Origin of the sequence: Helicobacter suis, from assembly GCF_902196135.1 — a bacterium.
Classification (GTDB): Bacteria; Campylobacterota; Campylobacteria; order Campylobacterales; family Helicobacteraceae; genus Helicobacter; species Helicobacter suis_A.
The window spans coordinates 13,186-39,020 of sequence record NZ_CABIKE010000011.1; the positions used below are offsets into that span (position 1 = coordinate 13,186).

The window sequence follows — 25,835 nt, forward strand, 5'->3', positions numbered from 1 at the left end:
AGAGGAATTGATTAAAGAATTACAAGAAATGGGCGAGGAGAGCATGCTCAATCAAGATCAATCTTTTAGATTTAGAAAAATGGTGAGCGCTACTTTATTAAAAGAATTATTTGAACAAGCGCCTGAGATGATCAAGGAACAGTTAACAGAGCAGTACCGCATGCATCCAAGAATTATGAGAATGGTGAATCGTTTTTATAAAGAGCCTTTAATTTGTGCTAATCCTGATAAAGATAGATCCCATGGTTTGCAATTAGGGAAGTTTCTAACACCAGAAACTCATTGTCTGTGGATAGACACCACTACAGAAATCCAAACAAAGGATAATTACAACCAACAAGAAGCTAGTTTGATTGCCAAAACCCTTAAAACTATGGATTTACAACTAGGACAAAGAGAAGAAAAAGTACAAGTTGGGGTGGTGAGTTTTTACCAAGCACAGGTTAGGCGCATTAAAGAAGAAATCAGAAAGGAAATGGGGAGCTTTGAAAATTTTAAGGCTTTAAATGTAGATGTGAATACAGTGATTCGCTATCAAGGGAAGGAAAAACCCATGATCTTAGTGAGTATGGTGGCTACTAGGACTAAAAAGAGTCAACATGCCAACACTGCTAGATATGAATTTGTCAATGTGGCGTGGTCTAGGGCGCAAAATCTACTCATGGTATTTGGCAGCATGGAAGTTTTTAAAGAACAAGAAGTGTATCTCTCTAGTAGAGAAAAAGTTAAAGTCTATAGAGAAACCATACAAGATTTAGAATTTGGATTCCCAGAATCTAGCACATGCTCTATGGAGGAATACCAAAAATCTCTAGAGATTGCCTTAAAGGATTCTAAATGAGTAGCACTATTCTTAAAGAAAAAATTGCCTATCCCATTGGTGTTTATAATTTGAATTTAAGCTATACAACAGAACGGCCAGTTACCGCCTTTGAAAATCTGATCTTAGAGTTGGTGTCTGAGCAAATTCCATGCACGCCAGAGGAGTTAGCAGAGGTTCTTAAGGTAGAAATAAAACTCTTTAAAAAAGCGCTTGAGCATTTAAAAAGTCTTGGGTTTATAGAAGAACATTCGGGTGCTATGCGTTTAAGTAAGGCAGGACAGAAGTTTTTTAAGGAAAAGAAAGCACTAAGTAGGGGAAAGGATGAGAAGTTAGAATTCTTTATAGACTACGCTAGTGAAAATAAGATGTGTTCACGAAAAGAGGATGCATGGAAGGAGATTGAAGAAGAAAAGATTAAGGCAGGACAGAAGTTTTTTAAGGAAAAGAAAGCACTAAGTAGGGGAAAGGATGAGAAGTTAGAATTCTTTATAGACTACGCTAGTGAAAATAAGATGTGTTCACGAAAAGAGGATGCATGGAAGGAGATTGAAGAAGAAAAGATTAAGGCAGGACAGAAGTTTTTTAAGGAAAAGAAAGCACTAAGTAGGGGAAAGGATGAGAAGTTAGAATTCTTTATAGACTACGCTAGTGAAAATAAGATGTGTTCACGAAAAGAGGATGCATGGAAGGAGATTGAAGAAGAAAAGATTGAAGATCGTGTTGTAAAACTAAAGGAAGTTGGGTACCACTCTGTGGTGCTTGAGGATGTGTGTAGATTTGATTTAGATTTTGAGCATTTATTAGAGTTTTTAAATAGAAACTCCAATAGCCTTGAGTGGTATGATCCTAATAACACAGAGATTACAGATTATAAACACTATGAGGCAACATCTCAGCGATTTTGCCCTTTAACACTAGAATTAGAGATAGATGATAATAATAATCTTTCTATCCACACAGATTCTAAAGATTTTGATAAGTGGGTAGAACGGTTAGATAAGGAGGTGGTGTATCAAGAACTTGTGCGTCCTTTCTTACCTCCTAGAGATGAAAATGCTAAGAATCTGGATTTAAAATGGTCAGAGGTAAGAACAGGCCAAATAGCCCTCCAAGTCCCATCATATGCCAAATTAGCTCTTATCTGGGGAGAATCTCTACACCATGCTAATTCAGCTCTTCCCTGGGAAGAATCTCCATATCCAGTACCAAAAAATATCCCCACAATCCATTATGATGCCTCTATACAAACTCCTTCTTTACAAGGCCAACATCTAAAACTCCCAGCCACTAACTCTAAAGATTCTGAGGGTAGTCTTTGTGTGTATGCAATCAAAGATAGAGAAAAAACCGAGCAGATTTTATATGCAAACATGCCCTATTACTACAACAATAGCCGCTATTACACCCCTCGTTATATCATCATGGCTAGAGCATGGGATTGGCAGAACTTTTGGCAGGGTCTGTTATGTGTTTATAATCTTGATGTCTATGTATTTGCGGCACATTTTATTGAAAAAGAGGAATGGGTAGAGGCGCTTTTTAGCACTAGGCCTGAAATTAATTTGCAAGAGTGTGTGGAGTTATGCGAAAAAATCAAGCAAACTTGGAAACAAGATATGGGGACAAAGGCATGGCTAGAATATTTGCCCTTACTTGATAACTCTGAAGACTTAAAGATTACTAGAAAATTAGTTGGTGGGGATATTCCTTTAGCAAAACTTTCTAAGCATTTTGTAGAAAAACTCATTAAACGATCGATGCAAGAAGACCCTAGCCAAGTATTTGCAAATATACAGGTTCCGGGTATTAAAAACTACTGCGCACTCCAACGCCTTTTAAAAGAGAGTAAAGTCTCTTTAGAGACACTCCAAAAGATAGAGCGAGGTATTAAGGAGTTTAAAGAACTTTTACAAAGCTGTTTCCATCCAAATTTCCAAGACTTACTCCAGCAATTACAAGATTATAAAAACAAGATTGATCAAAATTTTAAAGAGCCTACCCAGGAAAAATACGCTCTGTTGGATCTCGATCTTTTAAAACAGGTGCGAGTCAAAGAAATTAAAGATAGGATACAGGGGAGGGTATTACTAAAAGCTAGCATGCAAGAATTAGAATTGCCACAAGGTGTACTCTCTTTACAAGAAGTCTCTCCTAGATCATTCCTATTACAACACATGTTTGGTAATAAAGACTATAGCAAGCTAGATCAAATACTAGCCTGCGCGTATCATTATTGCCTAAATGATGTTGTGATTTATAGCAATAATAAAAGTTTAACCTCTGATGCACACCGTTTTGGTTTAAAAGTGGAGGCGATTGAAAACTCCACACACAAGAGTAACAAACATAAAAACAAAAAGAAAGGAAAAGAATGAGCCACGAAACTGAAGCTGAATACCGATTACGGATAGAAATAGAAAGGGAAATAAGAGAGCAACTAAGAGAGCAACAAAGAAGAGAAAATGAAAGGAGGGCAAGGGAGGCTATTTCTACTAACTTAAGGAGTTTTCAAAACACCCTTAATCTTCTTAAAAATCAAGACTTAGAAAAATATGCCACAGCAGAATTTGAATATATCCAAAAACAAATGAGCCAGATTGAGGCTGAGTCTGGATACGATCTTTTTGGGGCTGAACAGTTAAGCAAGCAATTAGCCTATCAGGTCAATGAATTACCTCAACTATGTAGAAGGCGCCAAGTTGAAGAGTTTGAAAGGAAACGCCGTGAGAAAGAGGCAAAAGAGGTTATTTCTACTCATTTAAAGAATTTTAAAGACACACTTGATTCTCTTAAAAGTCAGGGTTTAGAAAAATATGCCACAGCAGAATTTGAATATATCCAAAAACAAATGAGCCAGATTGAGGATATGTCTAAAAATGATCCTCTTTTAGCTGAACGATTAAGCGTACAATTAACTAATCAGGTTAATAAACTACCTCAACTATGCAAAAAGCGCCAAGTTGAAAAAAAACGCCAAGAGGAAATAGAAAAAGAGGGGCAAAGGCTGGCACATTTGCAGGCTTTGGGTGTGGCATGGCAGGAGGCGTTACAATCTTGGCAAAATAAATCTGCTCGCAATCTAGCCTTAGAGGAACTCTCTGACTTGCATGCAAATATTTTTGAAAATCTACAAGATTACACGCTACAAGATCTTAAATCCCAAGTTTTAGCCCTAGAGGCTAAGTTTGTTGCTAGCATACAAGAGCAACAGGCTAAAGAACAGCAAGAATTAGAACAAACATACAAACAAGATTTATTAAAACGCTACCCACAACTACCCGAGCATGCAAAACTTCTGAATCTAGCAGATCTGCAAAAAGAGGTACAAGCTATAGAACAAGCTCAAGCTAAGCGTGCAGAGGATGAGGCTGTGCGTAAAGAAATGGTAAAAGCAGTTTATGCCTCTTTAAAACAGGCGGGGTTTGTGGTGCAAGAACCTAGTTTAGATAAAGAAAAAGACATTGTAATCGTACGCGCAAACCGCCCTAATGGTAACCAAGCTAATTTTAAGATTTCTTTAGATGGCGTGCTCAATTATCGTTTTGATCACTATGAAGGCAAAACATGCAAAGCAGATATGGATAAGGTATTGCCTCAGCTTAGTCAAGTATATGGTGTGGATTTGTCTGAGGAAAGGGTTATTTGGGAAAATCCTGATGATTTAGACAAAGAAGCACGCCCCTTAAACCCAACTCAAAACCAAACTAGGGGTTAGGGATGCTAAATAATTGGCTAGAGGAATTTGGTACAAAGGTGTTAGCATATTCTGGCTTGATCATGAGTGGGAACACTCTAGACTTACAATTTTCAAGGCATGGTAAGTTAATACCTTTTAATAAGGTCTTAGAAGATGCTCTTTTGCATTTACACGAATGGAGTACCGCCTCACAGGGTTTTGTACATGTGGTGTTTTATAGCTTAGCTTTAGGCATACAAGGCATTGATTTAAAGACATGGGACAGATTAAAGGCACGCGCAGTCCTAACGAGGAAGCATATGATATAGGGGATCAACAAGAAAAACAAACTAACCCCACTGCAATAAAAGTACCTGAAGAAGAATTTTTTGAAGTGGTGGCTAAAACTTTAACTTCTGAAAAACAGAATCAGAAAATAGCCTTTGTGATAGATTGGTCAAATTATCTTTTTGGTCCTGCTAATGCATTAACTGCTCAGGAGAGAAGACTCTTACAAACCATTGGTACTTCTCTTAGAGACGCACAAAAAGCGCGGTCTCAACATCTTTTAGTATTTATTGTACCCACGCAAAATGTGCTCCCCCCTTCGCTATATCTAAACAACGCTACTATTACACAAGTCCCCGTGCCCTATCCTAGTGCTAAAGAAAGAGAAGAAGCCATTTTAGCTAACAAAACCGTGTTTAAAGTCCAGCAAGATTTAGAGCCAAATAGCGCTGATTTGGTTGAGTTTGGCGTACAAAGCGATGGGTTGAGTTTAAAAGATATTCAAAATTTAGCCTATCTAAGTAGCCAGCAAAAGGATATATTGAGTGTGCGGGCTTTAATTTCTCTGTATAAATTTGGGAAAAAAGACTCCCCTTGGGAAAAGCTAGATCACAAACGCTTACAAGAGGTTAAAACCACTTTGCAAAAACGCCTTAAAGGACAAGATCATGCCATTGATGCAGTGGAAAAGATTTTAAAACGGGCTTATACAGGTTTATCTGGGTTGCAACATTCTAGCAAGGCAAAAAGCCCTAAGGGAGTTTTATTTTTAGTAGGGCCTACTGGGGTGGGGAAGACAGAATTAGCGCGCTCTTTAGCAGAATTTTTGTTTGGAGAAGAAGAGGCATGTATTCGCTTTGACATGTCAGAATTTAACCACGAACATGCCGATCAACGCTTGTTGGGTGCACCTCCGGGGTATGTGGGTTTTGAAGAGGGAGGGCAATTGACAAATGCTGTGCAAAAAAAGCCCTTTTGTTTGCTCTTATTTGATGAGATTGAAAAGGCACACCCTAGAATCTTGGATAAATTTTTACAAATCTTAGAAGATGGGAGACTAACAGATGGAAAGGGGCAAACTGTGCAATTTGTAGATACTTTTATAGTTTTTACCTCCAATATTGGAGCGACTGAAATAGCGGCCAAAATGGATATGGATATAAATAGCGATATGAATCGCAATATTCAAGAGGAATTTAGAAGAATGGTACAAAAGCATTTTGTTGAGGTGCTTAAACGCCCTGAATTATTAGGACGCATTGGGGAGGCTAATATCATTCCCTTTAATTTTATCCAAGACACTAGTATCATCAAAGATATTATCCGCATTAAGCTCAATCCCTTAATAGAATACTTGAAAGAAAAATGGGGGATTAAGGAATTTAAATTTATAGATCAAGATAAAGCCTTAGATACTTTGTGTGGCTTTGTAAATATTAGGCATGGAGGGAGGGGAGTTTTAAATATTTTGACTAAACATCTTATGGATCCTTTAGCAGAGTTTTTATTTATCCATGCCACAGATAAAAAGGCTTTAATGGGGCGCGTTATCCAAGTGGTACAAGCCGGTAAAGCTTTTGATTTTGACTTGCTCTAGCTATGGAATGGATCAACTTAGCCAATATGATAGATGCCACCCAAGCAGAAGGTCCGGGTTTACGCATAGCTCTTTGGGTGCAGGGGTGTTTAAAGCGCTGCAAGGGGTGTTGTAATGCACATTTACTTCCTATTAAACCGGCTCGGTTAGTGTCTGTAAAGAAACTTCAAGAACAAATCCAACGCATCTATGCCTTACATAAAGACCTTGAGGGCATCACTTTCTTAGGAGGCGAACCTTTTTTACAAGCAAGTGCTTTAGCCCATATTGCAAGCTTTTGCCAACATTTGGGGTTATCTGTTATGGTGTTTTCAGGATACTTACTAGAGGAGCTACAAGATCAAAAATTTAAAGGCAGTAGTGCTCTTTTAAAATCTACAGATGTTCTAGTAGATAGAGAATTTGAGAGTAGTAAAATTGAAACGCGCAGAAACTGGGTGGGTTCTACTAACCAGCGCTTCCATTATCTTAGCAATCGTTACAACTCCTCTATAGAAACCATGCCATGTACTAGCAATGAATGGCGTATTAGCTTGGATGGTAAAATTTTGGGAAATGGGCTACCTTTTATTTGGGATTGATTAAAAGGATAGCGGTTGAGTGGAAAAATAATAAAACAACTCGCGCTATTTGAGCTCACAAGCTTTAGCCAAATAAATGAGGCATTTTTTGTAAAAAATAACCAAAGCCAATCATTCTAAAAGTTGCTCGTACGCTAAAAGTAGAGATTTTAAACATGTCCACCGGTGCTCATTATGCACTTTTCCGGAATGTTAAACTTTTGAGACTCTTTTTTGCCCAGCCCACAGCTCTTAAGATCAAATTGGTTTTCTTTGTTTTCCTTCAACTTCCTCTTAAACTTATCTCTCTACCCTCACACTCTCTACCTGTGCCTCTCCCATAAATGTTTTAGTTTCTTCCACCCCCCACGGGCACTCTAAAATCTGTTTTTGATATACTCCCCGCGCGTTAAGCTAGGGGATTGATTAGAATCATCAAGGCTTGAGCGCGCGGTTATAGCACAAAACCTTTAGCATAGCGCTCTTAATCGCTTTAGCTAAGCTTGCGGGCTTTAGCGCGCAATTGGTAAAATTTTTCCAATCATGGAGTTTATTCATTTCTTTTTAATCTGTTTATTCTTTAATTCCAAGCAAGGTTTCAATCATGCGATCAATGGCAGTAATAACTTTAGCATTAGCCGCATAGCCACTCTGAAATTTAATAAGATTAACCATTTCCTCATCGCTACTCACCCCAGAAATGGCCTCTTGCTCTTTTTTAACCACATGCAACACGGCTTCTTTGCTATCTAGTGTATTTTTAGCATGTTCGGCTTCTGTGTGGATTTTGCCCACTACAAATTGGTAGTACTCCTCTATAGTCATGGGTTTATCATTAAACTTATTTTGGTAAAAATCCACCTTGTCATACTGGAGTTGTTGCATCATATTGGCCACATCAAAGTTACCCTGAATGGGGGCTAGCCAAGGTCTTAAAGTGGTGGGTTCGCGTCTATAAGCCTCGTTGATCTTTATATCTCTAGCGTTATTGCCCTCAAAAAAGGGGTTAAGACCTAAAGCCCCGGTGATATTGCTCCCATGATCTTTAATAGAGACAAAAAGCCCTTCAGAAGCGTTTTTAGGCTGGATAGTAAATTGCTTAGCCTTGTTATCATAATGGGCGACAAAATAGTCATCAAAATCATTTGTAGTGTTGTTGTCGTTGTTGTCATCAGTATTTGCATTGATCTGCTCAATCACATCGTTCATGGTAGTAATAGGGGTGATCTGGATAGTTTTTTTAGCAATGATTTGCCCATCTGTGTTATAGGCGATGAGATCAAAACTGCCCACTTTAATATTATGGTTGGTATCCTTCAAGGCCTCATCGCCTTCAAAATCCATAATTTTCCCCTCAATATTGTGCGCAGCACTCTGAGCATAAATAGCATTTGTTGATTCAATTAAGCCCTTTGCAAAAGTATCTAGCGCATCTACATAAACCTGTAATTTGCCCTTAGTTGTGCCATGTGAGCCATCGTTATAAATCCCCATTAAAGCCCCCACCTTGCCCTCTTGGATGCGATCGGTAATATTAACCACCTTAAAATCATCGCCTCTAAAATACACCTGAGCTAATTGGTTTTGATTTTTATTTTCCTCCACCACTAAAGGATGAAAAATAGCCCCATCTACGATATTAAACCCATTAGCCACATTAAGCACATACCCATCGTCAAAATCTGCTACTTTAATATCATTCATAGAATTGGTTTGGATATGTTTTTTAAAAACACTCCCCCCGATGAGCTCTTTTAACTGGAATTCTAATTGATCGCGTTTATCTCTAAGCTCATTGGCCTGTTTGAGCATTTTTGGATCTTCTATTTCCTTTAAATGGCGGTTGATATTAGCAATTTCAGACCCTAAGCGGTTGACTTCTTTAATCGTGCTAGTAAGCTCCGCACTTGCCTTTTTTTGCAAAGCCACCACCCGCGCGCGGGTATCATGGATATTCTGGGTGAGGGTTTTGGTTTTTTGCACTAAAGCTTGTTTTTGGGCGGGTTCTTTAGCATTTTTGGCTAAATCTTTCCACGCGTTAAAATACTCTTTCAAATCCTTATCAATCCCCACCTCGTCCATATCCGGAAAATAAGAAGAAACCTCACGCAAATTATCAAACTGGGTGCTATAAAAGGCGTGTTCTTGGTTAGCGCGGGTGTATCTAGCAAAAACAAAATCATCATGTACACGCTGGATACTTTGGACATTAACGCCCATGTTCATGTTGCGGTTGGTATACATGAGCGTACTTTGAGGTGTGGCGATCACTCTTTGGCGGCTATAGAAGGGATCGTTAGCGTTAGAAATGTTATTGCCCGTTGCATCTACCATCACTTGGTGGGCTTGTAAACCAGTATAAGAGGTGTTAAGCGAGGAAAGGATACCGCCCATAAAAAACTCCCTTAAGCCTGTACTTGTAAAAAACTACTCGCGATGGTTTGCTGGTTGTAATAGCCCACACTTTCATGCGGTACGATTTGTTGCATTAAAGTAGAGTAAAACTCTGAAACGGCAAAGACAATCCGCGCATAATCTGCATTGATTTCTTTAAGTTCATTAAGGCATTGTCGCATTTGTTTTAAAAGTGCGCTCCCTTTTTCATCTAGCAACTCAGCTAAGGGTTTGCCCGGATGTTTTTGCATGAGTTTTAACATCTCTTGATCAAAGAGATTTTTGCAATTTTCAAAGGAGACGATGCGTTCTTTTTTAGTGGCATTGCGCGCAAAAATGGCCTCGTGGTTAGCCTTATGAATATCCTCTAAGTCTTGGGCGGTGAGTTTGATAAGAGTTTGGAGATCCTCTAAAGATTGCTGGAGATAATGATAAAGCATGTAAGACCCTTTGGCTAGATTTATCCAAAGCGCCTTAAACTCTTAAGCGCTTGGTATTTTCTTAGCCAAGCAAATTTTGTGCCACTTTATGGGCTGTTTTTTCCGTATCTACTTTGTAATTCCCCTCTTCAATCGCCTTTTTGATCTGTTCTGCCTTGTTGTTTTCATGCGCCTCTGATTTAGAAGTCTGTGCAGAAGAGGAGTCATGCACAACATTGCTTTTTAAGTGAGTGGGAGTGAAAGAGGGACTATTTCCTACAGACTTGACCATGAGAACCCTTTCTGCAAAATTTCAATTCCAGATCGGTTAAACTTGAAAAATATTAAACTATTGCATGTACATCATGCGTTTTATTAATTCTTTGCGCAACTCTTTAGTGGTTGTAGATGATTTTTTAAACCCTTCTGAAGCAGAAAAAGCGCAGTCAGAACCTCTAAACGCAAAAACCACCATCACCACTAAAACACAACAAAACAGCGAAAAAACAAGGGTAGGTGTTAACCACACAGACAACACAGACCTCTCTGCAGATTTTTCCATTGTAACCTCCATAAGCTTTAAAAAAGTTATTGTATACTACAACCCGCTAGCTTGATTTAAAATAAAATTCAAAATAAGGAAGTGTTGTGGTGATTAGGGCGGTTTTAGCGTGGTTGTTTTGCACGGGTTTTATGATAGCAGCGGTAGGGGAGCGTTTGGTGTGGGAAGAGGGCATGACATTGCTTGGTTTTTTAAATAAAAACCATATAGATGCCAAAATCTACTACAACCTATCTTATCAAGATAAAGAATTGGGAACAGAAATTAGAGCCGGTATCCCCTATTACACACTTAGAGATGATCAAGGCAAGCTTTTACAAGTTTTAGTGCCTGTGGGTGAATCTGTACAGTTGCGTTTATTTAACGATCATGGCCAATACCGCTTAGATTTTATCCCCATTGTTGTCAATAGCGCACAAAAAGTTCTCTCTATGCGCCTACAACACTCCCCCTATCAGGACATTTTGAAAGCTACCGGCGATACTAAATTAGCTCAAGAATTCATTGGGATTTATAAAAAAACGATCAATCTTAAACGCGCCGTGATCAAAGGCGATCAACTCGCTATTGTCTACACCCGTAAATACCGCCTCAACCAACCCTTTGGCTATCCTAGTATCAAAGCAGCCATGCTAGAAACGCATAAGCGTAGCCACTATGTTTTTTCTTACAATGGCAAGTATTACGATACAGAAGGGAAGGAAGTGGTTGAGTTTTTATTAGAAACCCCCGTGCACTACTCCCGTATTTCTTCACGATTTTCACTAGGGCGCATGCACCCCATTCTTAAACAAATCCGCCCCCACTATGGCGTGGACTATGCGGCTAAAAGAGGGAGTTTAATTAGAGCGGCTACGGATGGCTATGTGGTTTCTAAGGGTTATAAGGGTGGGTATGGTAATACGGTTGAGATCAAGCATGGCAGTGATTTACGCTTAGTTTATGCCCATATGAGTGCTTTTGCAAAAGGGTTACACTTACATGCTTATGTAAGAAGAGGGCAGGTGATTGGCAAAGTAGGTAGCACAGGTCTTAGCACAGGGCCGCATTTACACTTTGGTGTGTATAAAAACGATCGCCCCATCGATCCACTTGGGCGTATCCGCACGGCTAAAAGCCAGCTTAGCGGCCATAAAAAGCAACTCTTTAGCCAAGCAATCAAACCCTATCAAGCTCTCTTAGAAGATGCAATTTCCTTTGAATATGCCCAAGAAACGAATAAAGTTGATTATTAAATGATTGCCTACGATCAAATCCAAGTTGTTGATTGCCCCCACTCCCCTTATTTTAAACCCAAGCGGATTTTATACGAGGAAAATGGAGTGGCCAAAAGTTGGGATATGGTGCGCGTCCATGATAGTGTTTCCATTCTACTCTACCACACAGACAAACAAAGTCTACTTTTAGTCAAACAATTTAGGCCGGCTGTTTTTGTTAACGCTTGTTTATACGCAGGGCAAAGTGTAGATGGTTATACTTACGAATTATGTGCAGGATTAGTAGACAAGGCTAATAAAAGTTTAGAGCAAATTGCCTGCGAGGAAGTGTTTGAGGAGTGCGGGTATGCTATTGAACCTGAGATACTACAAAAAATCGGAGTCTTTTATGCGGCTACTGGTATTAGCGGGAGTAAACAGACAATGTTTTTTGCTAGCATTGGAGAGAAACATTATAAACACCGGGGCGGGGGAATTGACACTGAGGAGATTGAATTAGTGTATTTGCCGCTAGAGGAGTACAAGGCATTTATGGCAAATGAACAGATTTGTAAAAGCGTTGGGCTAGGATATGCGCTCTTGTGGTTTGGGCAATATTTTAAGGATGGGCATGCTTAGGGGGTTTTTTGTGGGGGTTTTGATTTTTTATGCGGTGTTGCACGCGCAAACTTGGAGTGAACCCTTAAAAATTAATATTGATTCAGTAGACAAAATAAGAAAAATCGTGCGTTTTCAGGCTTATGATTTAAAAGTGGGGGAGAGTGGGTATATTTTAGCCAAACTGACAGATTATAGTGTTATCGTGGCTAATGTGGAGGTATTTTCTATCCAAGATGGGGTGGCTCTTGGTAAATATGGCCCTTTTAATGTCATGAAACAGCCCCACTTGCCAACCCCAAGAATGACGCCTAAACAGGGGAATTTGGCTATCTTTCGTGAATTTAATAACCAAGCCTTTTTGATCGCTCCAGATCTACACACATATGAAAAAGTTAAAGATAGCTATCCAGACACCAATTTTATTAGCTCAGATTTGCTCATGACTTTTTTGAATGGGTTTGATCCTACGGTTAGGGTTGTGCGGAAGGCCTGTGATATTTATAGCGTGGGCTTGTTATTTGTTGTTAGCACTAATCGGCTAAGTATTCTTGATTGCCAGAGTTTTGCTATTTTAGAATCTAGCCCGCTAGATACCTCAAGGGTAGGCCGTACTTATACCCCTTTCTTTTCACGCGTAGAAGGCATTGATCGAGGCACTCTTGGTAAACTTTTTGCAGGGGGGAGAGCCACCCATTATTTTGCCTATTACGATGCTTTATTGCGCAAACAATCAGAGAAAAAACTAGTTAAAGATGTCAAAACAGAGGATAAACGCGAACTTAAAAAGGATATAAAAGATGCCAAAACTAGCCAAGAGAAAAAGACCTTAGAGAAAGAGTATAAAGAAGAAATTAAAGAGGAAAAACAATCCATCATGCCGGATCTTTCTAAGAAGCAAGAACAGGAGGAAAGGTCTTTAGATGCTACCAGTAGTAAAGAGAGAGCCAAAGAAGCTAAAGAGGCTAAGAAAGCCTATAAAAAAGAATTAGCTAAAGAGCGCATGGAAGCCAAAGCCAAAAGAAAAGCAGAGAGGGAAGCGAGGAAAAAAGATAAAAAGAAATCTAAGCAAATCCGCAAGGAAGAGCAAGAATAGGAGGTTTACTTGTTAGAAGAAAGCCATGCCAAATATTTAAGTAATCTTGTTGGAGTGGATAATTTTTTCACCGATAAAGCCCACTTAAGCGCTTATGCCTACGATGCTACTAGAGAACATTATTTACCCGATGGGGTGATCTTTCCAAGAGATGAGCAAGATATTAGCCAGATTCTAGCCTACTGCAACCAGCACCGCATTATTATCGTGCCAAGAGGGGCGGGGAGCGGATTTACTGGGGGGTCTTTAAGCGTACGCGGGGGGTTAGTGCTAAGTGTAGAAAAGCACATGGATCAAATTTTAGAAATTGATCAAAAGAATTTGATAGCTCGCGTCCAGCCCGGAGTGATCAATAAAAATTTTCAAAACGAGGTAGAAAAATACGGGCTTTTTTATCCACCCGATCCAGCCAGTCAAGATCAAAGCACCTTAGGGGGTAATGTGAGCGAGAATGCGGGGGGAATGCGTGCAGCTAAATATGGCATTACAAAGGATTATGTGATGGCTTTGCGGGCGGTTTTACCAAATGGGCAAATTATTCGCGCAGGCAAGAAAACAATTAAAGATGTAGCAGGTTTTAATGTAGCCGGGATTTTAATAGCCAGCGAGGGGTGTTTAGCAATCATTAGTGAGATCACGCTCAAACTTCTAGCCAAGCCCAAACTCAAACAATCGGCGATGGGGGTTTTTTCTAGCATAAAAGAAGCGATGGAAGCGGTGTATAAAACAATGGCTAGCGGGGTGGTACCTGTAGCTATGGAATTTTTAGATAATTTAAGCATTAGAGCTGTGGAGGAGCGTTTTAAAAAGGGCTTACCCATAGAAGCAGGCGCGATTCTTATCACCCAAGTAGATGGCAGTGTGAGCGAGCAAATTGCTTGGCAACTCCAAGAGATAGAAAAGCATTTTAAAGCCAATGGTTGTACGGATTTTAAAACCGCACAAAATGCCACAGAAGAAGAAGATCTGTGGTTTGCGCGCCGCAACGCTTCACAAAGCATCACCGTTTATGGGCGCAAGAAACTTAACGAAGATGTTACCGTGCCCCGTGCGAGTTTGCCCGCTTTACTTGAGGAGGTGGGGCGTATCAGTCAGGCTTATAACCTGCCCATTCCTTGTTTTGGGCATACTGGTGATGGCAATGTGCATGTTAATATCATGCTAGAAAACCCAGAGGAGCAACTAGAAAAGGGGCAAAAGGCAATGGAGGAGATTTTTAAGTGTGCGGTGGCTTTAGAGGGGACTTTAAGCGGCGAGCATGGCATTGGTCTTTCTAAGGCTAAATTTATGCCCCTAGCCTTTAGCCCTGAGGAAATGGGGCTTTTTAGAAGTATCAAACAGGCTTTTGATCCAAATAACATTTTAAACCCCTTTAAGATGGGGTTATGAGTGTCTATTTTTTTAAGACCCCGTTAAATTTTCCGGTGCCTTACTTACGGCTTTGTACCAATACAGAGGGGCTTTATAGCCTAGAATTTACAAAGTTATGTTTAAAAAGTGATCAACCAGATAGGCAGATGTGTGCTGTGATAGAGGCTTTAGAGGGTTATTTTGAAGGCTCTCTTAGGCGTTTTAATATCCCGCTGGTGCTTCAAGGTACTTCTTTTCAAAAGCGAGTGTGGCAGGCTTTAAAACAGATTCCCTATGGACAAACAATGAGTTATCAAGAAATAGCTAAAATTCTAGACAAACCAAAAGCCTGCCGTGCTGTGGGTCAGGCTAATTACAAAAACCCCTGCCCTTTATTTATTCCCTGCCACCGCGTCGTATACAAAAATGGAGATTTAGGAGGTTATGGGGGTGGGGTGGATATTAAGGCGTGGTTACTTGCACATGAAAAAAAGAATTGCGGATTATAAATTCATGTTAGGCAAAATAGTAGAGGTGTGGGCTATAAACATCACAAGTTCTACTAGCCAGATAAAGATAAAAATCCTAAAGGCGAGCTTTTCTAAGGTGGGTTTAAAGTATAAAATCCCTGCCACTCCCAAAGTGGCTAGAAAGCCCAAAAATTCCATTATACAAAGGCAATCTTAGCTAAAGTGGAGGCATCGCCTCTACGGATAGCACTTCTATGGATACGGGTATAGCCCCCCTTGCGTTCAGCGTACTTAGGCGCTAGCTCGCTTACGAGTTTGTGGGTGGCTTTTTTGTGCTGGAGAGAGGCAAAGACAAAGCGGTGGGCGTTAAAATCCCCTTTGCGAGCAGTACTGACAAGTTTTTCAATAAAAGATCGCAACTCTTTAGCTTTATAAATCCCTGTTTCAATTTGGCCATGTTCAATTAAAGAGATCGCTAAATTTTTAAGTAAAGCCTTTCTGTGGGCTGAGCTTCGGCCTAATTTTCTAAATCTATTTTGGTGGCGCATTAACTTTCCTCGCTTTTTAATTTATCAATACGGGCTTTTAAAGAGGCTTTAAACCCTTCGGGGAGTTCTTGACCTACGGGGTATTTGAGTTGCTCTAATTTTTCAGCGATCTCATCATAGGATTTTTTGCCTAAATTTTTAATCCCTTTAAGTTCGTAAACATCCATGAGTACTAATTCACCAATATATTTAATCCCCACCTTATCTAGGCAATTAAAACAGCGCGCACTCAGATCCAAATCCTCAACTTTTTTAATTAACTCTTTAATCTCAAGATTATTTTCCAAGTGGTAGGCATTTTTAGAATCGCTTAAGTTTGTACTAAAGATGTGCATTTGGGCATGCATGGTTTTAATGGCTTCTTGAAAGGCTTGTTTGGGATCAACCTGCCCATCGCTTTCAATTTCAAAGATCACCTTTTCAAAATTAGGGTTGCCATCTACTAGGATATTTTCAATATGATAGATCGCCTTTTTAATAGGGGTAAAGCAGGCATCTAAAGGAATGTAATCGCTAGAGATAAACCCGCGGATACTCTCAGAGGGCACATAACCCATGCCTTTTTGTATGATCAAAGAAAACCCTAGTTGCCCATCTTCATTAATGGTTGCTAAATAAGTTTCTGTATCCACCACCTCTACTTGCTCTGTTGCTAAATCCTTGCCACTTAGCTTAGCTGGACCATTGAAAGAATAATGCACCACCAACTGATCTTCTGCATTTTCTAAATTTTTGGCCACTAGACGGATATTTTTAAGATTAGCAATAAAGAGCGCTACATCTTCGGCCATGCCCCGCACAGAGTCAAATTCATGCGCAACGCCCTCTATTTTAATCGCAATAGGGGCAAAACCTACTGAACTTTGTAGTAACAAACGGCGTAAAGGATGGGCTAGAGTGATAGCATAGCCACTTTCAAAGGCAGAAACAGAGACACGGATACTCCTATCGCCCAGCTTCTCTACACGAATATCAGTAGGGACATGGGGCGCTGTTTTAATCACCTTCATAATCTCCCCCTATTTTGAATATAACTCTACAATCAGGCGCTCTTCAATAGGAATCACCACTTCCTCCCTTTGAGGATAACGGGTAAAAATCCCAAACCTTTTATCCTGATCCACATCAATCCACGCCACCATTCCTGTTTGCTTGCTAAGTTCTACAGAGCGCGCAATCTGAGGGTTTTGCTTACTTTTTTCAATCAGCTCAATTTTTTGCCCATGCTTAATAAAGGCTGAGGGAATATCTAAGCGTTTGCCATCTACTAGAATATGCCCATGTGTAACTAACTGGCGGGCAAAGCTTCGCGTACTGGCAAAACCCATGCGATAGACCACGTTATCTAATCTGCGCTCAAGTAGACAGATTAAATTTTCCCCCGTATTACCCTCCATGCGATTTGCCTCTTTAAAGATGGATCTAAATTGTTTTTCAGAAATCCCATACATCGCCTTAGCTTTCTGCTTTTCACGCAGTTGCAAGCCATAATCAGAAATTTTCCCGCGCCTTTGTCCATGTTGACCTGGTCCATAGGATCGTTTATCTAGCGCGCTTTTGCCACTCAAACGGCGTTCGCCCTTTAAAGCTAGAGAAACCCCAAAACGGCGTTCTAATTTTTCAACCGCAGATCGATACCTTGCCATTCTCTCTCCTTATACTCTTCTTCGTTTAGGGGGGCGACAACCATTGTGGGGCAGGGGTGTGATGTCTTTAATCCATAAAACCTTAATGCCCTCAATGCTCCCTACACTCTTAATAGCCGTTTCTCGCCCACTCCCCGGACCCTGCACCTTAATACCCACTTCTTTAATGCCATGATCTTTGGCCTTCATCATCGCATTTTCTACGGCTTGTTGGGCTGCATAGGGTGTGGATTTTTTAGACCCCTTAAAGCCAAGCCCGCCCGCTGTAGACCAGCAAATCACATTGCCCATTTCATCTGTTACCGTGATATTGGTGTTATTAAAAGAAGCAGCGATATAGACCACTCCCCTAGCGATATTTTTTTTGACAACCTTTTTTTTGACACCCGTTCGTTTTGCCATTTATGCTCCCTTATTTACTGCCCACGGTTTTTTTCTTGCCTTTACGGGTACGGGCGTTATTTTTTGTGGTTTGTCCGCGCACAGGTAAACCCTTGCGGTGGCGAATCCCCCGGTAATTGCCCAAATCCATTAAGGCTTTAATATCCATTTGTACTTTTTTGCGCAAATCCCCCTCTACAACATAATTAGCCTGAATTTCTTTGGTAATGCTAGAAATATCATCCTCGCTCAAATCATGTACTCGCTTGTCCAGAGAAATATTAACCTTAGCTAAAATATCCCTTGAACTCTTCAAACCTATACCATAAATGTAGGTTAATGCGTACTCAATGCGTTTTTTCTTGGGTAAATCCACCCCTGCAATCCTTGCCATGCCTATCCTTGTCTTTGTTTGTGTTTGGGTGTGCTACAAATCACGCGGATCACCCCGCGCCTTTTAATGATCTTGCATTTATCACACATCTTTTTAACAGAAGGTCTTACTTTCATTTAATAACTCCTCGTGAAAAAGCTTTAATTATAAAAAAATGTTAGTTATAAAACACTTAAATCACTTGTAACGGAAAGTGATTCGCCCTTTATCTAAACTATAGGGCGTAAGCTCTAAACGCACCTTATCGCCTAAGGCGATGCGGATATAATGCATGCGCATCTTGCCAGAAATCCGGCAAAGTACAACATGCTTATTATCTAGTTCTACCTTAAAAGTCGCATTAGGCAAGGTTTCAATCACCTTTCCATCCACTTCAATTACATCATCTTTTGCCACTCAAACCTCCGTTAAAATCTGCGCTTTTTTATTAATTATTGCAATCGTATGCTCATAATGGCTAGTATTAAGCCCATCTATAGAAACCACACTCCAGCGATCGGCTAAAATCTTAGGCTTGCCCTCTTTTTGGCACACCATAGGTTCTAAACAAAAAACCATTCCCTCTTTAATTTTAGGTCCCGCTTTAGCCTTGATCCCGGGGGTTAAATAATTAGGAATTTGGGGTTCTTCATGGGGTTTTTTACCTATCCCATGCCCGCAAAAATCAAACAAAGGCACAAAGCCCCGCCCTCTAATTGCATTCTCTAAAATCTGGCTAAGCTCTTTAAAATGCATCCCCACCTCCAAACTTGCAATGGCCTCATATAAACTCTCTTTAGCACAGGCAATGAGTTTAGCATCTTTAGCGCTAGGCTTACCTATAGCAAGAGTGATGGCTGCATCGCCAAAATAGCCTTGTATCTGCGCCCCTAAATCTAAACCCACAATATCGCCCTCTTGCAAACAATAATCCGTTGGGATACCGTGGATAATCACCTCATTTACAGAAATACAAGCCGTGTTAGGAAAGCCATAAAGCCCCTTAAAAGCAGGGGTTGCGCCCATTTTATAGATGTGCTCCTCAGCTAGAGAATCTATTTCTAAAAGAGACATGCCCGCGTGGATTTTTTGTGTGAGAAATTGCAGGGTTTGTCCTACCACCTCCCCTGCCCTTTTCAAAAGTGCGATTTCCTTGCTATTTCTAATGGCAATGGCCATTAAAAACCTATAGCGCTCAAGGTTTTGTACTTGCTCATATAAACCTGCGCTTCAATTTTTTTCATGGTATCAATCGCCACTTGTACCACAATGAGTACAGCTGTGCCGCCAAAATAAAAGGGCACACCCATAGCCTTAACTAAAATCCAAGGCAAAGTAGAAATAACAGCCAGATATAAAGACCCCCATAAAGTCAAACGGCTCGCCACGGTGTTTAAAAAATTAGCCGTCCCCTCACCCGGTCTTAAACCGGCGATAAAACCCCCGTTGCGTTTAAGATTATCTGCAATATCTTTAGAGTTAAAAACGATGGAGGAATAAAAATAGGCAAAAAAGATAATGAGCAGAAACATTAAGACATTGTAAATATAGCCATGCGGGTTAAGAAAATCTGCGATGGCCTGTAAAATTTTATTAGAAGAGGCTTGCAAGATTGTAGAGGGAAAAACCAGCAAGGCGGAGGCAAAAATAGGAGGAATTACCCCGCTTAAATTAAGTTTAATAGGAATGTAGTTCATGATGCGTTTATTTCTATTTTGCATCACTACCTTACGGGCATAAGAAATAGGGATACGCCGTTCGGCAAGCTCTACATAGATAATGGAAAAAATCGTAGCTAAAATGATAGCAAAAATACCAAGCAACACTAAAACATTGATCACGCCTGTGTTGACTAAATTAAAAGTACCTGCAATGGCACTTGGAATACCGGAAACAATGCCTGCAAAGATGATTAAGCTAATCCCATTACCCACACCCCTTTGGGTGATTTGCTCGCCAATCCACATTAAAAGCATCGTACCTGTGAGCATGGAAAAGGTGGAGATAAGCAAGAAAGTTTGCATAGAAATCATGATCGCCCCATTGCTCCCATGCCCAATAGAGCGCAACCCAAAGGAAACACTAACAGCTTGAATGACAGTAATGCCTATAGTAGCGTAGCGCACAATTTGCATGTATTTTTGCATTCCATCGCGCTCTTTTTTCATCTTGGCTAGATTAGGAAAAGTCGCACTCAAAAGCTCCATAATAATAGAGGAGGTGATATAGGGCATGATTCCTAGTGAGATAATGCTTAAACGCGAAACCGCATTTCCGCTAAACATGTTAAATAGGCCTAGAGCGTTGCTAGAGTTATGATCAAAAAAAGACTTAATGGCTGCCAGATCCACTCCCGGAATGGGCACATAGGCTAACATTCTGTAGAGAAACAGATAGCCCAGAGTGATAAAAATCTTAGTGGCTATGGCTTTTGTCATTATTTTTGTCCGCTAGTGCTAATTCTTTCATCTTGGATTCTAGCGCTAAGTTCTCTAGCCTTTGTCCCAATGAGTTTTAGCTTTTTAATCGCGCTAGAAAAGGGGTGGATTTTGCGGATGAGCTCTAAACTAAGAGTCTCAAGCTTAAAAATTTGCGGGTATTTGTCTACATTGATACTGTAGCTGTAGTTTTTAGTGTGGCTTGTAAAACCCACTTTAGGCAAACGGCGTTGTAAAGGCTGTTGTCCGCCCTCAAAGCCTCGTTTGTGTTTATAACCTGTACGCGCACTTTGACCTTTCCCGCCTCTAGTGGAGGTTTTGCCCATTCCAGAGCCCTGTCCTCTGCCCACTCTTTTAATGCTAGATACACTGCCCCTTGCGGGTTGTAAATTTTCTAATGCCATGCAATCTCCTAGCCTTTGATTTTAGAAAGCGCTTCAAAAGTTGCGCGTACCACATTATAAGGGTTATTAGACCCTAAAGACTTGGTTAAAATATCTTTAATGCCGGCTAATTCTATCATCGGGCGGGTAGAACCCCCGGCAATAATGCCTGTACCCTCACTAGCTGGTTTAAGCAAAATCTTACTTGCGTTATATTTTTGTTCTATATCATGGGCAATTGTCGTACCCTTGATCTTCACCTCTATGATATTTTTAAAGGCATCATCTATCGCTTTTTTAATCGCATCGGGGACTTCTCTAGCCTTGCCAAGCCCAAAGCCTACAAGGCCATTTTTATTGCCCACAACCACCAGCGCGTTAAAACGGAAACGACGCCCGCCTTTAACAACCTTAGTAACCCGCCCAATGTTAACCACCACTTCCTGAAATTCTTCTCTATTAATTTCCATGCCAATCCTTAAAGGGCGATGTTTTGTTCGCGCAAAGTTTCTGCAAAGGCCGCTACTACGCCGTGGTATAAATACCCATTGCGATCAAAAACCACCTTTTCAATGCCTTTTTCTTTAAGCTGGATCGCAAAGTCTTGCGCGATTCTTTTGCTATCTTCTACACTCTTTCCAAGCCCTAGCTTTTTACCATCCACATGGGCAAGCGTGATCTGTTTATCATCATCTATAGCCTGCGCATACAGATGTTTATTAGATTTAAAAATACTCACGCGGGGGCGCTCTTGCGTACCAAACACTTTAGAACGGACGCGCTTTTTGCGTTTGAGTCTCTGGGCTTTTTTCTTTTCTAAAACATTTTTTGTCATCTCTATCCCCTATTTTTTCGCGGTTTTACCGGCTTTGCGGACTATCACTTCGTCTTTATATTTAATGCCCTTGCCCTTGTAAGGTTCAGGGGGGCGCAAAGCCCGGATATTAGCCGCAATTTGGCCAATTTGTTGCTTATTACTCCCCTTAATTGTGATGGTATTTTTATCCACAACAATCTCTACACCTTCTGGAATGGGGTATTTAATCGGATGGCTAAAACCTAAATTAAGTTCTAAAACTTTATGCCCTAAAGCCACTTTATAACCAACCCCATTTACCTCTAAAACCTTGCTAAAACCCTTATCTAGGCCCATAACAATATTATTTGCCAAAGCCCCATAAGTTCCCCAAAAGGCGCGATCTTGTGCGCTTTCTCCAACCGCTTCAAAGCGCAATGTATTTCCCTCTAAAAGAATTTTAACCCGCCCATGGGTTTCTAATTCCTGACTGCTCTTTTGGTTTTTAAAATGCAAACACGATCCTGCTAAACTCACCTGTACCCCACTAGGGATAGCAATGACTTTTTTACCAATTCTTGACATGCCAACTCCTACCAGATACTACAAAGCACTTCACCACCTACATTTTGTCTGTAGGCTTCCTCATTAGTGATCACACCCTTATTTGTGCTCACTACCACCACGCCATAGCCATTTTTAAACCGCTTAAGTTCGCGAGATTGTTTATACACCCGTCGCCCCGGCTTACTTAATCGCTTGATCTCATTAATCACCGGTCTACCCTTTTCATCATAGCTTAGCTCCACAGAAATAAAAGATTTCCCGTCTTTTTCAATGAGGCGGTAGTTGGTGATAAAACCCCGCGCCTTAAAAATCTCTAAAATGGATTCTACGATTTTGGCATAATACAGCTCGGTTACTTCTAATCGCCGCATGCTTGCGTTGCGGATACGGGTTAAAGAATCTGCCACAATATCATTTACCATACAACTCCCTTACCAACTGGCTTTTCTAAGGCCGGGGATTAGCCCCTCATTGCCCATTTTGCGCAAACACACACGGCATAGCCCAAAATCTCTATAAACTGAGTGGGCACGGCCACAGATATTACAACGGGTGTAAGCCCTGACTTTAAACTTGGGTTTGCGGTGTGCCTTTGCAATGATTGATTTTTTAGCCATTAGCGTCCTTTCGCAAATGGCATTCCGAGTAGTTCTAACAACTTAAATGCCTCCTTGTCGCTATTTGTAGAAGTGATGATGGCGATATTAAGCCCGTGTGTTACTAAGATGTCATCATAAACAACTTCTGGGAAAATCAACTGTTCATTAAGCCCAAAGCTATAATTCCCCCGTCCATCAAAACCATTTTTAGAAACCCCTCTAAAGTCCTTCACTCTAGGTAAAGCAATCACAATGAGTTTTTCTAGAAAGTTATACATGATTTTATTGCGCAAAGTAACCTTTACTCCCACCGCCATTTTTTCACGGATTTTAAAACCTGCTACTGACTTTTTAGCTGTGGTGATCACCGCCTTTTGGCCGGCAATAAGTGAGAGGGTTTGGGCGATATTTTGCATGATTTTCATGTCTTTAGCATAACTGCCCGCTCCCACACTGAGTACAACTTTTTCAATTTTAGGGAGCAACATAGGATTTTTAATATTTAAATCGGCTGCTAGCTGTGTCTTTACTTCCTTCTCATAGAAGCTTTTCAAACCATACATACCCTACTCCTCTTCTTTTTTAACATTGGAAATATGCATGGGCATCTCTTTAAAAACATGCCCGCCTTTAGGGTTTTCATCTGTTGGTTTAATGCTCTTTTTGACTAATTTACAGCCCTCTACAATAACCATAGATTTTTTAGGAAAGACGGCTAAAACCTTGCCCACCTTGCCCTTATCATCTCCTGCAATCACCTTCACCATATCCTCTTTTTTAATCCGCATTAGAGTACCTCCGGGGCTAAAGAAATGATCTTCATAAAATTAGCGTAGCGGACTTCACGACTCACAGGCCCAAAAATGCGAGTACCAATAGGATCGCGTTTGGCATCTAAAATTACAGCAGCGTTATCATCAAAGCGAATCAGTGAGCCATTAGGTCTTTGCACCTCTTTTTTAGTGCGCACCACAACCGCCTTAACAACCTGCCCTTTTTTCACCTTGCCATTGGGGATAGCCTTTTTCACAGAGGCCACAATCACATCTCCTACACTAGCATACCGGCGATGGCTTCCCCCTAAAACTTTAATACACATGATTTCCTTCCCCCCGCTATTATCCGCCACCACTAATCTTGTGAAACTCTGTATCATCTCTACTCTCCCTTGCTCACAATTTCTTTAAGCGCAAAAGTCTTAGTCTTAGAAATAGGTTTACACTCCATTGCACTCACCACATCTCCTACTTCCGCGCTATTTTGGACATCATCTATAGTGTACTTTTTAAAGCGTTTCACAATTTTATGATACTTTTGGTGTACTACTTTTCTCTCCACCAAGATCACCACGGTACGGGCATCGATTCTACGCAGTACTCTACCCTGAATGACTCGTTTATGCGCTTGTTTAGACTCCATGTTTATCCTTTAAAGCACTGATAGCCGTTGCGATGCGGGCAATATCTTTACGCAAGGCGCGGATTTGACAAGGATTAGTTAACTGCATAGTCTTCAACTTCACGCGCAACTCAAAAAGCTCTAATTTCTTATCCTTCAGCAAGGTTTGTAGCTCTGCTTGGCTTTTGTCTTTTAGCTCAATAAATTTCATTCTCACTCTCTCTAGTTACAATCTTGGTTTTGAAAGGCAACTTTCTTTGCGCTAAAGCCAAAGCCTCACGCGCTACCTCCTGCTCAATCCCTAGCATTTCATAAATGATGCGCCCGGGCTTGATATTCATCACCCATTTTTCTACAGAACCCTTCCCTTTCCCCATCCGTGTTTCTAAAGGCTTGGCAGTTAGGGGTTTATCTGGAAATACGCGAATCCACACCTTCCCCGTTCTTTTAGTGTGGCGCGTCATCGCCACCCGCGCTGCCTCTATTTGGCGCGAATCGATACGCCCATGCTCGATGGCTTTAATCCCAATATCACCAAAGGCCAGGCTAGCACCGCGGGTAGACTTGCCCCGGTTGCGCCCCTTCATCTGCTTGCGGTATTTGGTTTTTTTAGGCATTAACATGGCTATTCTCTCCCTTTTCTAGCGCGTTTTTCTTCACTCTCTTCGCGTCTTTCAGATACAATCCCCTTATGCAACACCTCGCCCTTAAAGAGCCACACCTTTACCCCAATGTTTCCATAAACCGTAAAAGCTTCCGCAAAGCCATAATCAATTTTAGCCCGCAGCGTGTGCAAGGGTACGCGCCCTTCCATATACCATTCTGTGCGGGCAATCTCAGCCCCTGCTAAACGGCCTGAAACCCGCACCTTAATCCCTCTTGCGCCTGCTTTCATCGCGGTTTGCATGACCTTTTTCATCGCCCGCCTGAAAGCCACCCGTTTTTCTAGTTGAGTTGCTACATTTTCGGCGGCAAGTTGGGCATCAGCTTGAGGCCGTTTCACCTCTTTAATATTGAGTGCGACTTCTTTACGGATCAAATCTTTTAAAGAGGTTTTGACTTTCTCAATGTCTACACCCTTTTTACCAATGATAAGCCCGGGGCGTGCGGCTACTACAGTGATACGCAACTTCTTAGCCGCCCTTTCAATGAGAATCTCACTCACCCCCGCGTAGTAAAGCTCTTTTTTGAGAAACTTACGGATACGGTAATCTTCTTCAATATTAGCCACTGCCACACTAGAACTAGGAAACCAGCGGGAAGTCCAGTTGCGATTAATGCCCAGTCTCAAGCCAATAGGATTAACCTTTTGTCCCATTACTTGCTCCCTTCTTTGCCCACCTCTACCCGAATATGTGCGGTGGGTTTTCTAATAGAAGAGGCGCGGCCTCTAGCTCTTGGCATATGCCGTTTAAGAACAGGACCTGTATCCACGCGGCAACTCAAAACTTCTACTTCTTTAGAGTCATGTTGGCCATTGTAGACAGCTGCGCTAATCACGCGTGAGAGAATTCTAGCAGCTTTGTTTGGGGTAAATTCTAACCTAGCGATTGCAACTTCAGCGTTCATGCCTTGAATCTGCCTAGCTAGCAAGCGCGCCTTTGTGGGGGAGAGTCTGGTGTATTTAAGGAGTGCCACGCTCATTGATATTCCTTTG

39 protein-coding genes are annotated in these 25,835 nt (G+C 41.0%); 12 read left to right on the forward strand and 27 right to left on the reverse strand.

All coding sequences use genetic code 11. The annotated features are described in order from the left end of the window. Window positions 1–7 precede the first annotated feature (7 nt). The 6 genes from G6Q06_RS06565 to G6Q06_RS06585 are packed head-to-tail and all read left to right on the forward strand — an operon-like array spanning window position 8 to window position 6,965. Window positions 8–841 carry a DEAD/DEAH box helicase gene (locus tag G6Q06_RS06565; RefSeq protein ID WP_163533412.1) on the forward strand — a complete coding sequence of 278 codons (834 nt, stop codon included), beginning with the start codon at window positions 8–10 and terminating at the stop codon, window positions 839–841. Next, on the forward strand, window positions 838–3,198 hold the full coding sequence (locus G6Q06_RS06570; RefSeq protein WP_163566104.1) for a hypothetical protein: 2,361 nt from the start codon (window positions 838–840) through the stop codon (window positions 3,196–3,198). Before G6Q06_RS06565 ends, G6Q06_RS06570 begins: the two co-directional genes overlap by 4 nt. Continuing rightward, on the forward strand, window positions 3,195–4,538 hold the full coding sequence (locus G6Q06_RS06575) for a hypothetical protein (protein ID WP_163566105.1): 1,344 nt from the start codon (window positions 3,195–3,197) through the stop codon (window positions 4,536–4,538). The genes G6Q06_RS06570 and G6Q06_RS06575 overlap by 4 nt, the downstream gene beginning before the upstream one ends. A 2-nt stretch (window positions 4,539–4,540) precedes the next feature. Beyond that, window positions 4,541–4,828: a hypothetical protein gene (locus tag G6Q06_RS08435; protein WP_205435976.1), complete on the forward strand. Its 288-nt coding sequence runs from the start codon at window positions 4,541–4,543 to the stop codon at window positions 4,826–4,828. Continuing rightward, window positions 4,777–6,384 (forward strand): AAA family ATPase, encoded by a 1,608-nt coding sequence (locus tag G6Q06_RS06580; RefSeq protein WP_205435982.1) that lies wholly within the window; start codon window positions 4,777–4,779, stop codon window positions 6,382–6,384. The genes G6Q06_RS08435 and G6Q06_RS06580 overlap by 52 nt, the downstream gene beginning before the upstream one ends. A 2-nt stretch (window positions 6,385–6,386) precedes the next feature. After that, window positions 6,387–6,965, forward strand: a complete 579-nt coding sequence (locus G6Q06_RS06585; protein WP_163566106.1) for a 4Fe-4S single cluster domain-containing protein — start codon at window positions 6,387–6,389, stop codon at window positions 6,963–6,965. A 552-nt stretch (window positions 6,966–7,517) separates the two neighbouring features. Here G6Q06_RS06585 and flgK read toward each other — a convergent pair. From flgK to G6Q06_RS06600, 3 genes are all read right to left on the reverse strand, one after another. Continuing rightward, window positions 7,518–9,338, reverse strand: a complete 1,821-nt coding sequence (gene flgK, locus G6Q06_RS06590) for a flagellar hook-associated protein FlgK (protein ID WP_163566107.1) — start codon at window positions 9,336–9,338, stop codon at window positions 7,518–7,520. 11 nt (window positions 9,339–9,349) lie between these two features. After that, the gene (locus G6Q06_RS06595; RefSeq protein ID WP_163566108.1) at window positions 9,350–9,778 is read right to left on the reverse strand and encodes a hypothetical protein; all 429 of its coding nucleotides are present in this window, start codon (window positions 9,776–9,778) and stop codon (window positions 9,350–9,352) included. Window positions 9,779–9,839: 61 nt separating this feature from the next. Beyond that, complete coding sequence (locus G6Q06_RS06600; RefSeq protein WP_163533419.1) at window positions 9,840–10,049, reverse strand: flagellar biosynthesis anti-sigma factor FlgM; 210 nt, start codon at window positions 10,047–10,049, stop codon at window positions 9,840–9,842. Window positions 10,050–10,113: 64 nt separating this feature from the next. Between G6Q06_RS06600 and G6Q06_RS06605 the strand changes: the two genes are divergently transcribed. The 6 genes from G6Q06_RS06605 (at window position 10,114) to G6Q06_RS06630 (ending at window position 15,088) form a co-directional block, all read left to right on the forward strand. Continuing rightward, on the forward strand, window positions 10,114–10,374 hold the full coding sequence (locus G6Q06_RS06605) for a hypothetical protein (protein ID WP_163566109.1): 261 nt from the start codon (window positions 10,114–10,116) through the stop codon (window positions 10,372–10,374). Window positions 10,375–10,450: 76 nt separating this feature from the next. Next, window positions 10,451–11,554: a peptidoglycan DD-metalloendopeptidase family protein gene (locus G6Q06_RS06610; RefSeq protein ID WP_240329318.1), complete on the forward strand. Its 1,104-nt coding sequence runs from the start codon at window positions 10,451–10,453 to the stop codon at window positions 11,552–11,554. Then, window positions 11,555–12,154: an NUDIX domain-containing protein gene (locus G6Q06_RS06615; protein WP_163564014.1), complete on the forward strand. Its 600-nt coding sequence runs from the start codon at window positions 11,555–11,557 to the stop codon at window positions 12,152–12,154. Then, window positions 12,147–13,229 carry a plasminogen-binding N-terminal domain-containing protein gene (locus tag G6Q06_RS06620; protein ID WP_205435983.1) on the forward strand — a complete coding sequence of 361 codons (1,083 nt, stop codon included), beginning with the start codon at window positions 12,147–12,149 and terminating at the stop codon, window positions 13,227–13,229. Before G6Q06_RS06615 ends, G6Q06_RS06620 begins: the two co-directional genes overlap by 8 nt. Window positions 13,230–13,238: 9 nt before the next feature. Further along, window positions 13,239–14,618, forward strand: a complete 1,380-nt coding sequence (gene glcD / locus G6Q06_RS06625) for a glycolate oxidase subunit GlcD (protein WP_163566111.1) — start codon at window positions 13,239–13,241, stop codon at window positions 14,616–14,618. Further along, window positions 14,615–15,088 carry a methylated-DNA--[protein]-cysteine S-methyltransferase gene (locus G6Q06_RS06630; protein ID WP_163566112.1) on the forward strand — a complete coding sequence of 158 codons (474 nt, stop codon included), beginning with the start codon at window positions 14,615–14,617 and terminating at the stop codon, window positions 15,086–15,088. The genes glcD and G6Q06_RS06630 overlap by 4 nt, the downstream gene beginning before the upstream one ends. Here G6Q06_RS06630 and G6Q06_RS08440 read toward each other — a convergent pair. From G6Q06_RS08440 to rplV, 24 genes are all read right to left on the reverse strand, one after another. Continuing rightward, window positions 15,083–15,247 (reverse strand): hypothetical protein, encoded by a 165-nt coding sequence (locus tag G6Q06_RS08440; protein WP_100069285.1) that lies wholly within the window; start codon window positions 15,245–15,247, stop codon window positions 15,083–15,085. The genes G6Q06_RS06630 and G6Q06_RS08440 overlap by 6 nt on opposite strands. Further along, window positions 15,247–15,597 carry a 50S ribosomal protein L17 gene (gene rplQ / locus G6Q06_RS06635; RefSeq protein WP_163534457.1) on the reverse strand — a complete coding sequence of 117 codons (351 nt, stop codon included), beginning with the start codon at window positions 15,595–15,597 and terminating at the stop codon, window positions 15,247–15,249. Before rplQ ends, G6Q06_RS08440 begins: the two co-directional genes overlap by 1 nt. Next, window positions 15,597–16,607, reverse strand: a complete 1,011-nt coding sequence (locus G6Q06_RS06640) for a DNA-directed RNA polymerase subunit alpha (RefSeq protein ID WP_163564018.1) — start codon at window positions 16,605–16,607, stop codon at window positions 15,597–15,599. The genes rplQ and G6Q06_RS06640 overlap by 1 nt, the downstream gene beginning before the upstream one ends. Window positions 16,608–16,616: 9 nt before the next feature. Further along, entirely contained in the window at window positions 16,617–17,243 is a 627-nt protein-coding gene (rpsD, locus tag G6Q06_RS06645; protein ID WP_163533427.1) for a 30S ribosomal protein S4, read from the reverse strand. 9 nt (window positions 17,244–17,252) lie between these two features. After that, window positions 17,253–17,645, reverse strand: coding sequence for a 30S ribosomal protein S11 (gene rpsK, locus G6Q06_RS06650; protein WP_163564020.1), 393 nt, complete (start codon window positions 17,643–17,645; stop codon window positions 17,253–17,255). A 10-nt stretch (window positions 17,646–17,655) separates the two neighbouring features. Next, complete coding sequence (gene rpsM, locus G6Q06_RS06655; RefSeq protein WP_006565265.1) at window positions 17,656–18,018, reverse strand: 30S ribosomal protein S13; 363 nt, start codon at window positions 18,016–18,018, stop codon at window positions 17,656–17,658. A gap of 2 nt (window positions 18,019–18,020) precedes the next feature. Next, entirely contained in the window at window positions 18,021–18,134 is a 114-nt protein-coding gene (gene rpmJ / locus G6Q06_RS06660) for a 50S ribosomal protein L36 (RefSeq protein ID WP_006564198.1), read from the reverse strand. 61 nt (window positions 18,135–18,195) lie between these two features. Further along, window positions 18,196–18,414, reverse strand: a complete 219-nt coding sequence (gene infA / locus G6Q06_RS06665) for a translation initiation factor IF-1 (RefSeq protein ID WP_006564199.1) — start codon at window positions 18,412–18,414, stop codon at window positions 18,196–18,198. Then, on the reverse strand, window positions 18,415–19,176 hold the full coding sequence (gene map / locus G6Q06_RS06670; RefSeq protein ID WP_163566113.1) for a type I methionyl aminopeptidase: 762 nt from the start codon (window positions 19,174–19,176) through the stop codon (window positions 18,415–18,417). It lies immediately after the preceding gene. Then, on the reverse strand, window positions 19,176–20,435 hold the full coding sequence (secY, locus tag G6Q06_RS06675; protein WP_163566114.1) for a preprotein translocase subunit SecY: 1,260 nt from the start codon (window positions 20,433–20,435) through the stop codon (window positions 19,176–19,178). Before secY ends, map begins: the two co-directional genes overlap by 1 nt. Continuing rightward, a complete protein-coding gene (gene rplO, locus G6Q06_RS06680; RefSeq protein WP_163566115.1) occupies window positions 20,435–20,839 on the reverse strand; it encodes a 50S ribosomal protein L15 in 405 nt (134 codons plus the stop codon). Before rplO ends, secY begins: the two co-directional genes overlap by 1 nt. Window positions 20,840–20,847: 8 nt before the next feature. Beyond that, complete coding sequence (rpsE, locus tag G6Q06_RS06685) at window positions 20,848–21,288, reverse strand: 30S ribosomal protein S5 (protein WP_006564203.1); 441 nt, start codon at window positions 21,286–21,288, stop codon at window positions 20,848–20,850. A gap of 8 nt (window positions 21,289–21,296) precedes the next feature. Beyond that, window positions 21,297–21,653, reverse strand: a complete 357-nt coding sequence (gene rplR, locus G6Q06_RS06690; RefSeq protein WP_163533432.1) for a 50S ribosomal protein L18 — start codon at window positions 21,651–21,653, stop codon at window positions 21,297–21,299. 9 nt (window positions 21,654–21,662) lie between these two features. Further along, window positions 21,663–22,199, reverse strand: a complete 537-nt coding sequence (gene rplF, locus G6Q06_RS06695; protein WP_163533433.1) for a 50S ribosomal protein L6 — start codon at window positions 22,197–22,199, stop codon at window positions 21,663–21,665. 8 nt (window positions 22,200–22,207) lie between these two features. After that, the gene (gene rpsH, locus G6Q06_RS06700) at window positions 22,208–22,603 is read right to left on the reverse strand and encodes a 30S ribosomal protein S8 (protein ID WP_163534451.1); all 396 of its coding nucleotides are present in this window, start codon (window positions 22,601–22,603) and stop codon (window positions 22,208–22,210) included. Between the two features lie 9 nt (window positions 22,604–22,612). After that, a complete protein-coding gene (locus G6Q06_RS06705) occupies window positions 22,613–22,798 on the reverse strand; it encodes a type Z 30S ribosomal protein S14 (protein ID WP_034376675.1) in 186 nt (61 codons plus the stop codon). Then, on the reverse strand, window positions 22,798–23,343 hold the full coding sequence (gene rplE / locus G6Q06_RS06710) for a 50S ribosomal protein L5 (RefSeq protein WP_163566116.1): 546 nt from the start codon (window positions 23,341–23,343) through the stop codon (window positions 22,798–22,800). Before rplE ends, G6Q06_RS06705 begins: the two co-directional genes overlap by 1 nt. 3 nt (window positions 23,344–23,346) lie before the next feature. Further along, window positions 23,347–23,568: a 50S ribosomal protein L24 gene (gene rplX / locus G6Q06_RS06715; RefSeq protein ID WP_163533436.1), complete on the reverse strand. Its 222-nt coding sequence runs from the start codon at window positions 23,566–23,568 to the stop codon at window positions 23,347–23,349. Next, entirely contained in the window at window positions 23,568–23,936 is a 369-nt protein-coding gene (rplN, locus tag G6Q06_RS06720) for a 50S ribosomal protein L14 (RefSeq protein WP_006564210.1), read from the reverse strand. Before rplN ends, rplX begins: the two co-directional genes overlap by 1 nt. Before the next feature lie 2 nt (window positions 23,937–23,938). Continuing rightward, window positions 23,939–24,199 (reverse strand): 30S ribosomal protein S17, encoded by a 261-nt coding sequence (gene rpsQ, locus G6Q06_RS06725; RefSeq protein WP_034376677.1) that lies wholly within the window; start codon window positions 24,197–24,199, stop codon window positions 23,939–23,941. Beyond that, on the reverse strand, window positions 24,189–24,389 hold the full coding sequence (rpmC, locus tag G6Q06_RS06730) for a 50S ribosomal protein L29 (protein WP_163566117.1): 201 nt from the start codon (window positions 24,387–24,389) through the stop codon (window positions 24,189–24,191). Before rpmC ends, rpsQ begins: the two co-directional genes overlap by 11 nt. Continuing rightward, window positions 24,376–24,801, reverse strand: a complete 426-nt coding sequence (rplP, locus tag G6Q06_RS06735) for a 50S ribosomal protein L16 (protein WP_163533439.1) — start codon at window positions 24,799–24,801, stop codon at window positions 24,376–24,378. The genes rpmC and rplP overlap by 14 nt, the downstream gene beginning before the upstream one ends. A gap of 2 nt (window positions 24,802–24,803) precedes the next feature. Further along, complete coding sequence (gene rpsC, locus G6Q06_RS06740) at window positions 24,804–25,496, reverse strand: 30S ribosomal protein S3 (RefSeq protein WP_163533440.1); 693 nt, start codon at window positions 25,494–25,496, stop codon at window positions 24,804–24,806. After that, window positions 25,496–25,822, reverse strand: a complete 327-nt coding sequence (gene rplV, locus G6Q06_RS06745; RefSeq protein WP_163566118.1) for a 50S ribosomal protein L22 — start codon at window positions 25,820–25,822, stop codon at window positions 25,496–25,498. Before rplV ends, rpsC begins: the two co-directional genes overlap by 1 nt. Window positions 25,823–25,835: the final 13 nt, after the last annotated feature.